Here is a 12,386-nt window from a genome sequence, read left to right on the forward strand (position 1 = left end):
AATAGAAAAGTGAGAACGTTAGTGGAACATTTTCCTGCATTTTGGCCAGGAAACGCCAAATATGGTGGCTTGGTCTATATCGTGGCGCGACCGCTCAATAGGACAGATGACGGCGCTTCAGGGCCAGAACCTGATGGACGAGAAAACCACCCAGAAACAGCAGCAGCAGAACCGCCATCAGCCCCGAAAACCCGGCAAGACCAAGCGAGAGCACCATCAGGGGCGTGCCAATGGTATTGCCGAGATTGCCGGCCTGGGCCAGGACACCGCCCGCCTGGGCGCGATCCTCATCTTCCAGGTTCAGCTGCGGCACCGAAGCAAAAGACCCCCCCTGTACCAGCCCCATGGCAGCAGCCAGGGCGATACAGGCCAGCGGGTCGCCGGGCTGCAGCCACAGCCAAAGCACCCCGCCGGCAGACAGCACAAAGCCCAGTTGCGCCACCTTCACGGCTGCAAAATGACGCAGCAAAAAGACCCCCAAGCTGAGGGAGGTGGCAATACTGGCCAGCGGCATGGCGCCCAGAACATAGCCGCGCTGCTCTGCCGCGATATAGGGCGGGATCACCGTCAGGATGGAGACAAAACAGCAGGTATAAAACAGCCAGCCCGCCGCTGGCGCCACCTTCCAGGCGGAACGATAGACCGGCACATGCAGCCCCGGCAGGCTGCGCAGGGCGGGAAATTCGGTGCGCGGCGGTACTGGCACATCCCGCAGCGCCCTGCCGAGCCACAGCGCCAACCCCACCATGATCAGCGCATGGGCGGCAAACAGCGACAACAGGCCAAAGCGCGCGACAAGCGGCAGCCCAAACCAGGCAAGCAGGGTAAAAGCGACGCCAAAAAATGTGCTCCACAGGGTCATGGCCAGCCCACGATCCCGGTTGGAGCAGAGCGCCGCAATCAGCGTTGGCCCGGCCACCACCACGCCCAGATGCGACAGCCCTTCGATCAGGCGACTGACAAGAAACAGGCCAAAGGGCAAATGCAGCGCCTGCAGGGCAGACATGCAGGCCCCAACCCAAAGCGCGCCAACCAGGCTACGCCGATAGCCAAAGGAGCTGACAAACAGCCCCGCCACCAGCCCAAAGAGGATGCCAACACTGCCGACCAGTGACACGGCAAAGCTGAGCGATGCCCCGGCATCCGGGTAAAGCTGATCCATACGGTCAAAAATCACGCTGATTTTACCGTATTGCGCCGCAACCCCCAGGCCAGCAGCCCAGATGGTAAAAATCAACGGCCAACGCGTTGTGATCGGGTCTGTGGCCATTGCTCCCTGCCCCTTTGGTTGAGAGCAGCTCTGTGCCCTGCCCCTGGACCTCACCTTTAGACTGGCCCACCTCAGAGTGCCAGCGTCGCAGCAGGGCCATTTTGTCGAAATGGGATCGCCTGGACAGGCCCAGAACCGCAAGAGCCCTGGACAGGGTCTTGTTCAACACTCGTTCCAGGCCAGCAGGCGCGCGCGGAAACCTGCCTCATTCACTGTCTCACTCCCCCGCATATTCCCGATGTTTTCCCAAAGGGTTGAGGTGGATTTTAACGCTGTCTTGATGCCACACAAAAACGCACGCCCCAGGGGGACGTGCGCGGTAGACAGTGCAGTGGACCATCAGGACGACTATCTGGCCAGTACTCAGGTCAGTAATTAGGTCAGTAATCAGGCCAGATGTACCAGGTTACATGTGAATGACACGATCAAAGGCGTCGAGCACGCTTTCATGCATCATCTCGCTGAGGGTGGGATGCGGGAAGACGGTATTCATCAGGTCTTCCTCGGTGGTTTCCAACTGGCGACCCACCACATAACCCTGGATCAGCTCGGTAACTTCGGCGCCAACCATATGGGCCCCCAGCAGCTCACCGGTTTTGGCGTCAAACACGGTTTTGATCAAGCCTTCGGGCTCGCCCAGAGCGATGGCTTTGCCATTGCCGATAAACGGAAAACGACCAACTTTGATGTCATAGCCCAGCTCTTTGGCCTTGGCTTCGGTATAGCCAACGCTGGCCACCTGCGGCTGGCAATAGGTACAGCCCGCGATGCTTTCGGGTTTCACCGGATGGGCGTGTTTGCCACCGATCAGATCCGCAACCATGACACCTTCGTGGCTCGCCTTATGGGCCAGCCAGGGCGCGCCGGCGATATCGCCGATGGCATACAGCCCCTCAACCCCGGTGCGGCAGAACTGATCCGTCACCACATGGGTGCGGTCAAGCTTGACGCCAAGCGCCTCCAGCCCCAGACCCTCGACATTGCCGACAATGCCGACGGCAGAGATCACGGTGTCGAACTCTTGCTTTTCGACCTTGCCGCCAACCTCGATATGGGCGGTGACCTTACCCGGCGCCCGGTCCAGCTGCTTGACCATGGCTTTTTCCATGATCTTCATGCCCTGTTTGACAAAGGCCTTCTTGGCAAAGGCGGAAATCTCGGCGTCTTCTACTGGCAACACCCGGTCCATGACCTCGACAACGGTCGTGTCAGCACCCAGCGTGTTGTAAAAACTTGCAAATTCGATGCCGATGGCACCGGAGCCAATGACCAGCAGCTTTTTGGGCATGCGTGGCGGCACCAGCGCGTCGCGGTAGGTCCAGACCAGATCGCCATCGCCTTCCAGCCCCGGCAGCTCCCGCGCCCGCGCGCCGGTGGCCAGGATGATGTTCTTGGCGCTCAGCTCCTGCACGCCCTTGTCGGTTTTGACACTGACCTTTCCCTTGGCGGGCAGTGTCGCTTCGCCCATCACCACTGTGATCTTGTTCTTCTTCATCAAATGACCAATGCCCGAGGACAGCTGTTTGGCCACCCCGCGTGAGCGTTTGACAACCGCATCAAGATCATAGGTGATGTTATCCGCGCTCAGGCCAAATTCCTTGGCCCGCTCCATCAGGTGGAACACCTCGGAAGAGCGCAGCAGCGCCTTGGTCGGGATACAGCCCCAGTTCAGACAGATGCCACCCAGGTTCTCGCGCTCGACAATCGCAGTCTTGAGCCCCAGTTGCGCCGCCCGAATGGCGGCCACATATCCGCCAGGGCCTGCGCCGATTACGATCACGTCATAGGATGCTGCGGCCATTGTGTTCCCTCATGAACAAATATCCAAAAACTAGTTTACCGTTAAACTAATTCCCAACGCACTGCAACAACCGAAGCCGTCCCGCCCTGAAACGGCACAAAAGCGCGTGCATAATTATCCCAAGACTAACAAGCAAAGACGACAGAACAACAGAAAAATCTCGCTGGAACATCTGGAGCCTTGGTTATCCTACGCCGCAACCAGCAGTTTCGGCTGATGATGATGCTTGCCGCGAAAATGTCGCGCCGATAGGCTGGCAGCTATCAGAGGTTTCAATTTCAAACAGGAAATTTCGTTAATGAGCCAAACACTTCAGCCACCTGAGGAACACGCCGTCCTATGCTGGCTGGCCACATCGGATGCCGACAACAGGCCCAATGTGTCCCCCAAGGAAATCTATGCCGAGCTGGACGCCGAGCGGCTGGTCATCGCCGATATCGCCTCTGCTCGCAGCGTGCGCAACATCCACGCCAACCCGGCGGTCTGTGTCAGCTTCGTCGACGTCTTTCTGCAGCGTGGTCACAAGGTTGAGGGCACCGCGAAAATCATCGCCCCTGATGCCACCGAATTTGCAGAGCTGGCGGCGCCCCTTCTGGCGATGACCGGAGAGGCCTTTCCTATCCGCAACGTGATCTTAGTGCACATTTCGCGCCGTTCGCCCATTTTGGCACCAAGCTACCTGTTCTACCCGGACCGCAGCGAGGCCGAGCTGCGCGCGGATGCATATGCCAGCTACGGCGTCGCCCCACGTAGCTGACCCCCCGTGCTGCCGACAAGACGGCAGGCAAGGCACAGCCTGTAGCAAGGCACCGCCTCTGCCCATAAGCCCTGCGGGCTGTTACCCAATGGCCCGCAGGCGGCGCAGCGTTTCGCCGTAGCCACCGGATTCGACATAGGTCTTCTCGGGTGCCGTGCTGTGGCGCGACAGCACGGCGTTGCGATAGGGAAAGCGGCCAAAATCGCGGATCACTTCACGGTGTGCACGGGCATGGAACAGATTAACCGCGCCGGTTTCGGGCATCCGCTGCAGCATCAGCCGCACACAGCGCTCCTGATCGCACAGGTTCTCGGAATGCATCAGTGGCATGTAAAAGAACTGTCGGCCTGGCTCGTCGATCTTCATGTCCCATTTTTTCTGGATCGCGTTCTTGGCAGCACTGAGCGCCATACGGTCCGAGTGAAAGGCCTCGCCTGTTCCCCGGAACATGTTGCGCGGGAACTGGTCCATCAGAATGATATAGGCCAGAGTACCGGAGGGATAGGTCAGCCACAGGGAAAACTTGCCCTCACAGGCTGCCTTCCAAGTGTCCAGAAAACGCGTGCGGATGGTGTCATCCAGCGCGTCATCGCTGAGATACCAGCCTTTTTCTCCAACCTCATCCAGCCAGAACTTAAGGATTTCTTCGGGCCCCTGCATTGGTCCATCTCCACGTATTAATACCGAAGTTTAGTTCAGACCATTTTACATAGCGTTTACAAGTGACGCGGGGTCACTATTTGCAACATTTTTGGCATTTCGATGAAATATTCCTCACAACCCCATTGGGTTAGCGCAATCACCCGGCCTCACTGGCGGCTTCCTGCTCCTCAATCTCGGTTTCAATGGCATATTCCTGGGCAAATTCCACCACCACAGGCGAACCGCTGGGCGTCATTGGCGACATAATCCCGGTTTCGTCAGCGGGAATCGATGCCCGCTGGGTGGTACGATAGAGCGCGTAGACGGCCAGGGCGATCAGCAATACCGCCATGAACAGAAAATACCCCGAAGGACCAAAGACTGCATCGCTCATGATCCAGCCGGTGATCAGCGGACCGGCAATGGCGCCCAGCCCGTTGATAAACACCAGCCCGCCAGAGGCTGCCGCCATATCATCGTGCTCCAGATAGTCATTGGTATGGGCGATCAGCAGGGAATAGAGCGGGTTGGACATGCCGCCGATAAAGAAGGCCGCCAGCAACAAAAAGCTATAGTCCCCGCCCATCACCATCCCCATGAGCGCAGCGCCGCCCCCCAGGGCAGAGACGGCCAGAACCAGAACCCGGCGATCCATCCAGTCTGACATCCAGCCCAGCGGAAACTGCAGGACAACCGCGCCAATGTAGAAGGTGGCAATAAAGATCGAGATCTGTGACAGGCTGAGCCCTGCCTCGGCGGCATAGACCGCGCTCATACCAAACTGAGCCGAAAACACCCCGCCCAGCAGAAACATGCCGACACAGCCAAGCGGCGAGACATTCATCAGCTCGCGCAGCGACATTGGCTTGGTGGTTGCAAAGGCCGGGGTGGGTGAAATCGACAGCAAAATTGGTGCAAAGGAGACCGAGACCACCACCGAGGCAATCACAAAGGTCTCATACCCTGCCGGATCCCCCACCAGCATCAGCGCTTGCGCCGCCACGATGCCAATGGTCTGCACAATCATATAAAGCGACAGCGCCTTGCCCCGGTTGGCATTGTCGGCCGCGTTGTTCAGCCAGCTTTCTGCCGTGACATACACCCCTGAAAAGCAAAAGCCGATCAGCGCCCGTCCCAGCATCCATGCAATTGGATTGGCCACCGCAGGATAGAGAATCATTACCGCCGAGATCAGCGAGGCAAGCGCCGCAAAAACCCGCACATGGCCGACACGTCGGATCATCTCGGGCGCCAGGCGCGATCCGCCCAGAAATCCGACAAAATAGGCCGACATCACAAAGGACATCTGCAGGGTCGAAAACCCCTCCAGCGCGCCCCGCACCCCCAAAATGGTGCCCTGCATGCCATTACCGATCATCAGCATGCCCATGCCCAAGAGTAGCGCCCAAGCGCTCGACAAAACCTGCAGCATCGCGATGGCTCCTTTGTCATCGGACAAGCGCCACTGTAACAGGTGTAACAGTGGCCCCTGCCCGTCTGGTGTTTTTGACGGGGGTGCCTCTGTCGCCAGAGGCAGGTGTCGGTTGAGATTGATTGCGAAGACGTCGTTTTCCGGCTCTCATCAGTGCGGAAATTACCCGCGCTTGTCTACCTTCATTTGCCGCCCTTCTGCCCCCTATTCGTCTCTTGGGGTAATAAAAGCGACCCGTCTCCATAAGAAAAGAAACGATAGCCGCTCTGTACCGCGTGATCATAAATCTCGCGCACCCGCTGTTGCCCCATGAGTGCAGAGATCAGCATCAACAGGGTGGATTTTGGCAGGTGAAAATTGGTCATCAAGGCATCGGCCACATGGAAGGTGAACCCAGGGTAGATAAAGATATCCGTCTCGCCCTCCCAGGGCTGCACAGTGCCGCTGCGCGCCGCGCTCTCAATCAGGCGCAGGGCCGTGGTGCCCACCGGAATGATCCGGCCACCGGCGGCTTTGGTTGCGGCGATATCCGCGGCGGCCTGTGGGCTGACCCGTCCCCATTCCGCATGCATTTTGTGGCTGGTCACATCTTCGACCTTGACCGGCAAAAAAGTTCCCGCGCCCACATGCAGGGTCACATAGGTGAACTCTACCCCCCTGGCCTTGAGCGCGGCCAGCAGTGGCGGGTCAAAATGCAAAGAGGCCGTCGGCGCGGCAACCGCCCCGGAATGGCGCGCCCAAACGGTTTGGTAGTCTTCTTTGTCCTGATCATCTGCGGCCCGTTTGGCGGCAATATAGGGCGGCAGCGGCATGGCGCCCGCCGCGTTGAGCGCCGCATCAAAATCATCGCCAGCCAGGTTAAACCGCAACTGCCCCTGCCCGTCAGCCACGCCAACCAGCTCAGCCGACAGGGCCTCGGAAAACACCACGACCTCGCCAAGTTTGACCTTCTTCAAAGGCTTCAACAGGGCGGACCAGCTGCCATCTGCCTTCGGCTCTAACAGCGTCACTTCGATCTTGGCGGCCATTTTGCCCTGAGCGGTGTCGCGATGGCGCAGGCCAGAGAGCCGCGCCGGGATGACCTTGGTGTCATTCAACACCAGTCGATCTCCGGGCTGCAACAGGTCCACGAGATCGCCCATATGGCCATCCGTCAGGGAATCAGGTGTGGCCACCAGCAACCGCGCCGCGCTGCGCGGCGAGGCCGGGCGGGTGGCAATCAGGTCGTCGGGCAGGTCAAAATCAAAATCGCTGAGTTTCATGCCGCCCCTTTAAGGGGTTTATCGCCGCTTGGCCATGGCTCTTGCAGGGGGCAGGTGTGACCAAGCCCCGGGCCTCCTCACCGCTCGCCGCCGGTGTTACTGTGCAGATGGGCGGGAGGCGGTTGTGTCTCTTCCTCCGGCGCACCTGGAACAGTGGGGGCCTTGCCGCGAAAAATCTCCCTGAACATGCCAGGAGCCAAGGCCGACAGGGGATTGACGCTGACCTTTGGATCATCCGCCGAGCCCCTGAGCCTGAAGGCAAAGCCAAACAACCCCTCCCCCTTGCGGGAAACCACCCGGCCAATGGCATTGATAATATAGATGGGCGAGATCACCCCGCGCATGTTCAGCGTGCCGGAGTCCAGTTCATAAATCCCGTCCATCGACAGCCCCATCGAAGGCCCGACAGCGCTGCTTTCATGCAGGGTCAGATGGGTAGAGCCAAGCCGGAATTTTGCCTCGACCCCGGTAAACAGAATGCCGCCACCGGACAATTCATCCACCAGACCAATGACGCTGATCGCATTCAGCAGCGCCGCCATGGAGGGCGCATTTTTGATACGGGTGTTTTTGATCTGGATCTCACCGTCGTATTCACCCGGTTCCTTCGCCGGAATTAATGTCATGTCAAAGCTGCCGCCCTCACCATGACGCAAAATACCGGCGGCCTTAAAAACACCGCCCGCATCATCGGCGCGGATCCGGGTGGCTATGCCCCCCGGTTTTGGCACCACAACCCCAGAGACCGGCGTGGCTCCATTGAGATTACCGGTGAACTGGCCATTTAGCCCGCCCTGTGTGGAGAACCGTCCCTCGAACCCGGTCAAGGCAATGCTTTCGGTGACACGCAGACGCTCCAGCTGCATGGTGATCGGGCCGGACGGAGCGCTGCCCCCAGAGCCATTCCCCGTGCTGCTGCCACTTTCACCAGAAAAGGGCGCCTTTTGCAGATCAAGCGTGCCGCTGGTCACCTGGATCTCCGCCAGCCCATTGCGCAGGCCAATGAAATTCACAGCGCCCTGCATCCAATTGCCAACACTCACCGCGCTCAGATGGGCCTGCTGCAACCCGCCGCTCTCCTTGGTGGTCACCCAGCCCTCAGCCTGCAACCCCGGCGCCTGCAGCCGCAGCCTGTCGACCTTGACCGGCGTGGCCAGGGTGACATCCATATCCAGCTGACCGCGGCTCGCCGGGGGTTTGCGCCAACTGATCTGCGGGATGCGCAGATCCACCCCTGCCAGATCGGATGTAAACTGCAACTGCGGTGGCTGCTCTGGCACGATATCCAGCTGATAGCTCCCCTGCCCCTGGCCAGCGACAGTGCCCTTGGGCAGGCCAATTTGCAGGGTGTCTATGGCCTTTGGGCTGATCTCGATCTCGCCGGTCACCCGACTGGCCGGGCTGGCCTGCCGCCCCACGGCCTGGCTCCAGTTGGCAGTTACGGGGATACCCGACAGGCTGCCTGCACCTGACAGCGCCACCCGCCCCTGATCACCGCGCAGCGCCAGTACCGGCGCTGCGACCACGTGGTTGGGAACCAAAGTGGCGCTCCGCACCTCGCTGACGGTGCCCCGGTAGTGATACTTGATATCTTCGGGAGCCACCTGGGGCTTTAGCGGCAGCGCCAAAGTGCCAACCACATGCACCCGCCCCTGGGCCAGATCAACAGGCAGATGTGCCTTGTCCAGAATGGAAAGCGGCGGGCGATTGAGCAGCGACAGCCCCGCCGTGACAGATCCCTCCGCCACCACCCGAGCAATCCCCGGCGCGCCATCGCGCACCGAGGTATCCGGAATAATAAAGGAGGTCCCGGCGACCTGCACCGCGCCGCCCTCATCGGCGGTCACCGTTCCCGCAGCAGCAACAACAACCATCCTTGTATTGTAGAGACTAAAATGACCGGCACCGCCCGTCACCCGTGGCATGTGTTTTTGGAATTTGACTTCGGCGTTGGTGAAATTGGCATCCAACGCATAAAACGGCTTTGCCCGCCCCTTGCCGCGCAGGGCAAAATTCACGTCCTGGGCCTGGGCCTGAAAGACGTTTTGCAACACCCACTGGCGTGGTTTTTCCGCCGCCCCGGTCGGCCACAGCGATTTCACTTGCGCCAGATCCAGGTGGTCAGAGCGCGCATCCAGGGCATATTCCCAGCCCTCGGGGCCGGTTTCAAACTTGCCGTTCAAACGGATTTGACGGCCCTCATGCTCGACCAGCATCTCGCCAAGCTGAAAGCGGAAGGGATTGGGCTGCAGGCGAAAATCAACCGTCACACCGGCAAAGACCTGCGGTTGCGAATACAGCCCGCGCGGATTGAGGGTGAGATCGGTGAACCGCAATTGCCCCACCAGATCGGTCAAACGGCCATCTGAGATCCCTGCCAGCTCAGCACTGCCCTCCATGGTGCCCGAGCCCCAGCCGCTGTTGATCTTCAGCTCATCAAACTGCAGGCGCTGCTCCAGCGGCAAGAAGGTGAAATAGCTATGGGCGCCGTGAATGGGGATTGGCAGGGTTTCCGGCGAGGGCTGGATCACCCCTTCGCCAATTTGCAGGCTTGCCGACAGCGGCAACAAAGTGCCCTCGCTGGTGATCCCGCCGCGTAAAGATCCCGAAATAGAGGCGCGCAGCACCTGCAACCAGCCAAGAGCCGGCGCCTGCACCGCAATGTCTTCGCTGGCGATATCGCTGACCAGTATCCCAAATTCTGCTGCGGAATCGCCAATATCGGATTTGTAGCTCGCCTCAACCGCGCCCACATCCTGACGCCCGCTCAGCACCGAAAAGCCCGAGGAAATGGTCAAGGCCTGGTCCTGCCGGGTAAAGCGCACATTGCCCCCATCCAGGATCCAGACCCGGCCAAGCCGCGCGTCTTCATAGCGCAGGGTCACCCCATTGGTGGAAATCTCGGTCAAAGAAGACAGCACCGGCAATTCAAACTGACTGTCCCATTGCTCGATCAGCTGCGGCAGATTGGCCGCCTGGCGCAGCGGCGAGCCCCCCTGGGAGAGGCTAAGCGCGATACTATCGGATTCGCGACGCAGACTGGCATATAGCCCACTGAGCGAAATCCGCTTGGGCTGTATCTTGCCCCGCAGCAAGGGCCGCATTGCCATGGAAATTTCGGCATCAGCCAGTTGCACAATCGGCGTTCCATCTGCTGCGCGCAGGGTGACATCGCGCATCCCGATCCGCGGTCTCCAACCGTGATTGACCACAAAGTTGAGATCGCCAAACTCAAGCTGCAGCCCATTCAAATCCCGCTCGATGCGGGTCTCCAGACGCTGACGCAACCACTGGGGCGCATCCATTTTGGTGCCGATACCAAAATAGACCACCCCGGCCCCCAGAAAGCACAACAAGGCCAGCAACCGGATGGTCCAGCGCAGGGCACGCAGAGACCGGCGCCGGCGCCGTTGCGCGGGCCGCCCCACAAGCTCATCGACTTGACGCGCGACGAGATCCTCATTTTCCCCAACTGGTTCGATCAGTGTTTATCCTTTGGCCACGATGGCCTAACTATATCAGACAGCCCTTGCCAAACAGTTCGAGTTCAAACCATTTGGAGCCAACCGTTTGCGACCCACAGGTTCAGGAGACCACATAAATGCTCGATGCAACTGATCAGGCCCCTCTGTTTTGCCTGCCCCGTGATGGCGGCGGTGAAGTCTCTCTTGCAGAGCTGAAAGGCCAAGCCGTTGTTCTGTTTTTCTATCCCCGCGATGATACCCCGGGCTGCACCAAAGAATCCATCGGGTTTTCTGCCCATCTGCAAGGCTTTGCCGATGCTGGCGCCTTGGTTTTTGGAATTTCCAAGGACACGGTGTCAAAGCACGATAAATTCATCGCAAAACACGAGCTGACCACGCCGCTATTGTCCGATGCCGAGGGCAGCACCTGTGAAGATTACGGGGTCTGGAAAGAGAAGAACTTGTACGGCAAAAAGCACTGGGGGATTGAGCGTTCGACCTTCTTGATCGACGCTGAAGGCCGCATTGCCCGTATCTGGCGCCGGGTCAAGGTTCCCGGCCATGTGGAAGAGGTGCTGGAGGCGGCCCAGTCACTCTAACCCTGTCTCTCTAGCCCAGTCTCTACAGCTCTGGCCCATTAGCCTGCGTCTGGAACCTCTGGGTCTGGAACGTCTGGATCTGGGGTTGGCTCTTGTTCTGTGCGGGCTTTGGCGGGGCGCAAGCCTGCACTAAGCGCCTGTGAGGCCCCGCTGCGCAGCCCTGGTAGGTGCCCTGCTTTTTTGCCCTTTGTCTTTTTAGGAACTCATATGACCGCTCCCCTCACCCTCGCACAGATGGCCAATGACGTGTTGACCACCGCTGATGGCGCGGCAAAGGCCGCCCTGTCGCGCCGCCATGCCGCCGCTTGGTTTGCCGCCCGCGAACAGGACCCCTGTGCAATCGAGATTGGCACCGCCAATCCGCCACTGCACCCGGCCCGCCCGGACAAACCTGAATTGCTCAATCCGCGCGATGTGCCAAAGCGCAAGCCCGGTTCCGAGGCAGGCCGCATCGCCCTGTTGCATGCGGTTGCCCATATCGAGCTCAACGCGGTGGACCTGCACTGGGATATCATAGCGCGCTTTTCCCATGTGCCCCTGCCGATTGGCTTCTTTGATGACTGGGTCAAGGCCGCTGATGAGGAATCCAAACATTTTGGCCTGATGTGCGAGTGTCTGGAAAGCCTTGGCAGTTTCTACGGCGCCCTGCCGGCCCACCGGGGAATGTGGCAGGCCGCCGAAGATACCGCAGAGGATCTGATGGGGCGCCTGGCCGTGGTGCCGATGGTACTGGAGGCCCGTGGGCTTGATGTAACCCCAGGCATGATAAAGATTTTCCGCCAGGCAAAGCTCACCCAGGCGGTGGAGGCCCTGGAGGTGATCTATTCAGAAGAGGTCAGCCATGTGGCCTATGGATCCAAGTGGTTCTACTTCCTGTGTGGCCGTGACAATCTGGATCCCAAAGAGGTCTTTCATACCCTGGTCAGGAAATACTTTCGCAGCTCCCTAAAGCCGCCTTTCAATGAGGAAAAACGTGCCGACGCGGGTATTCCGCCAGATTTCTACTGGCCATTGGCTGACCAGATCAAACCGATTGCCGGGGTTTGACCTCGCCAATCAACAACAGGATGCGACCACCACCATCCTTGATCAGCTATTGGCAGGTTTCCGAATGCCCTGGCAGGACAGGCACAGGGAGGGGCCACGGGGCAAACACTGG

9 protein-coding genes are annotated in these 12,386 nt (G+C 59.5%); 3 read left to right on the forward strand and 6 right to left on the reverse strand.

Translation table 11 applies throughout. From position 1 onward, the window contains the following. Nucleotides 1-94 precede the first annotated feature (94 nt). Both ARCT_RS0113060 and lpdA read right to left on the reverse strand, forming a co-directional pair. A complete protein-coding gene (locus ARCT_RS0113060; protein WP_051360735.1) occupies nt 95-1,270 on the reverse strand; it encodes an MFS transporter in 1,176 nt (391 codons plus the stop codon). Between the two features lie 406 nt (nt 1,271-1,676). Then, nucleotides 1,677-3,071 (reverse strand): dihydrolipoyl dehydrogenase, encoded by a 1,395-nt coding sequence (gene lpdA, locus ARCT_RS0113065; RefSeq protein WP_027240480.1) that lies wholly within the window; start codon nt 3,069-3,071, stop codon nt 1,677-1,679. Nucleotides 3,072-3,369: 298 nt separating this feature from the next. Between lpdA and ARCT_RS0113070 the strand changes: the two genes are divergently transcribed. Then, nucleotides 3,370-3,828 carry a pyridoxamine 5'-phosphate oxidase family protein gene (locus ARCT_RS0113070; RefSeq protein ID WP_027240481.1) on the forward strand — a complete coding sequence of 153 codons (459 nt, stop codon included), beginning with the start codon at nt 3,370-3,372 and terminating at the stop codon, nt 3,826-3,828. Nucleotides 3,829-3,909: 81 nt separating this feature from the next. Here the strand turns inward: ARCT_RS0113070 and ARCT_RS0113075 are convergent, their stop codons facing one another. From ARCT_RS0113075 to ARCT_RS26035, 4 genes are all read right to left on the reverse strand, one after another. Beyond that, entirely contained in the window at nt 3,910-4,488 is a 579-nt protein-coding gene (locus ARCT_RS0113075) for a DUF924 family protein (RefSeq protein ID WP_027240482.1), read from the reverse strand. Nucleotides 4,489-4,627: 139 nt separating this feature from the next. Beyond that, on the reverse strand, nt 4,628-5,902 hold the full coding sequence (locus ARCT_RS0113080) for an MFS transporter (protein WP_027240483.1): 1,275 nt from the start codon (nt 5,900-5,902) through the stop codon (nt 4,628-4,630). Between the two features lie 182 nt (nt 5,903-6,084). Then, nucleotides 6,085-7,164, reverse strand: a complete 1,080-nt coding sequence (gene queA, locus ARCT_RS0113085) for a tRNA preQ1(34) S-adenosylmethionine ribosyltransferase-isomerase QueA (RefSeq protein ID WP_027240484.1) — start codon at nt 7,162-7,164, stop codon at nt 6,085-6,087. Nucleotides 7,165-7,241: 77 nt separating this feature from the next. After that, nucleotides 7,242-10,529, reverse strand: a complete 3,288-nt coding sequence (locus ARCT_RS26035; protein WP_240476316.1) for a DUF3971 domain-containing protein — start codon at nt 10,527-10,529, stop codon at nt 7,242-7,244. Nucleotides 10,530-10,765: 236 nt separating this feature from the next. Here ARCT_RS26035 and ARCT_RS0113095 point away from each other — a divergent pair, with 236 nt between their 5' ends. Together ARCT_RS0113095 and ARCT_RS0113100 are read left to right on the forward strand one after the other, a co-directional pair. After that, entirely contained in the window at nt 10,766-11,227 is a 462-nt protein-coding gene (locus tag ARCT_RS0113095; RefSeq protein ID WP_027240485.1) for a peroxiredoxin, read from the forward strand. Between the two features lie 207 nt (nt 11,228-11,434). Next, nucleotides 11,435-12,274 (forward strand): ferritin-like domain-containing protein, encoded by an 840-nt coding sequence (locus ARCT_RS0113100; RefSeq protein WP_027240486.1) that lies wholly within the window; start codon nt 11,435-11,437, stop codon nt 12,272-12,274. Nucleotides 12,275-12,386: the final 112 nt, after the last annotated feature.

Origin of the sequence: Pseudophaeobacter arcticus DSM 23566 (genome assembly GCF_000473205.1) — a bacterium.
Lineage (GTDB): Bacteria > Pseudomonadota > Alphaproteobacteria > Rhodobacterales > Rhodobacteraceae > Pseudophaeobacter > Pseudophaeobacter arcticus.

Bases quoted from the DNA above. Each gene is read 5' to 3' on its own strand.
- queA (WP_027240484.1), bottom strand. From the start codon at position 7,164: ATGAAACTCAGCGATTTTGATTTTGACCTGCCCGACGACCTGATTGCC.
- lpdA (WP_027240480.1), bottom strand. From the start codon at position 3,071: ATGGCCGCAGCATCCTATGACGTGATCGTAATCGGCGCAGGCCCTGGC.
- ARCT_RS0113080 (WP_027240483.1), bottom strand. From the start codon at position 5,902: ATGCTGCAGGTTTTGTCGAGCGCTTGGGCGCTACTCTTGGGCATGGGC.
- ARCT_RS0113100 (WP_027240486.1), top strand. From the start codon at position 11,435: ATGACCGCTCCCCTCACCCTCGCACAGATGGCCAATGACGTGTTGACC.
- ARCT_RS0113095 (WP_027240485.1), top strand. From the start codon at position 10,766: ATGCTCGATGCAACTGATCAGGCCCCTCTGTTTTGCCTGCCCCGTGAT.
- ARCT_RS0113070 (WP_027240481.1), top strand. From the start codon at position 3,370: ATGAGCCAAACACTTCAGCCACCTGAGGAACACGCCGTCCTATGCTGG.
- ARCT_RS0113060 (WP_051360735.1), bottom strand. From the start codon at position 1,270: ATGGCCACAGACCCGATCACAACGCGTTGGCCGTTGATTTTTACCATC.
- ARCT_RS0113075 (WP_027240482.1), bottom strand. From the start codon at position 4,488: ATGCAGGGGCCCGAAGAAATCCTTAAGTTCTGGCTGGATGAGGTTGGA.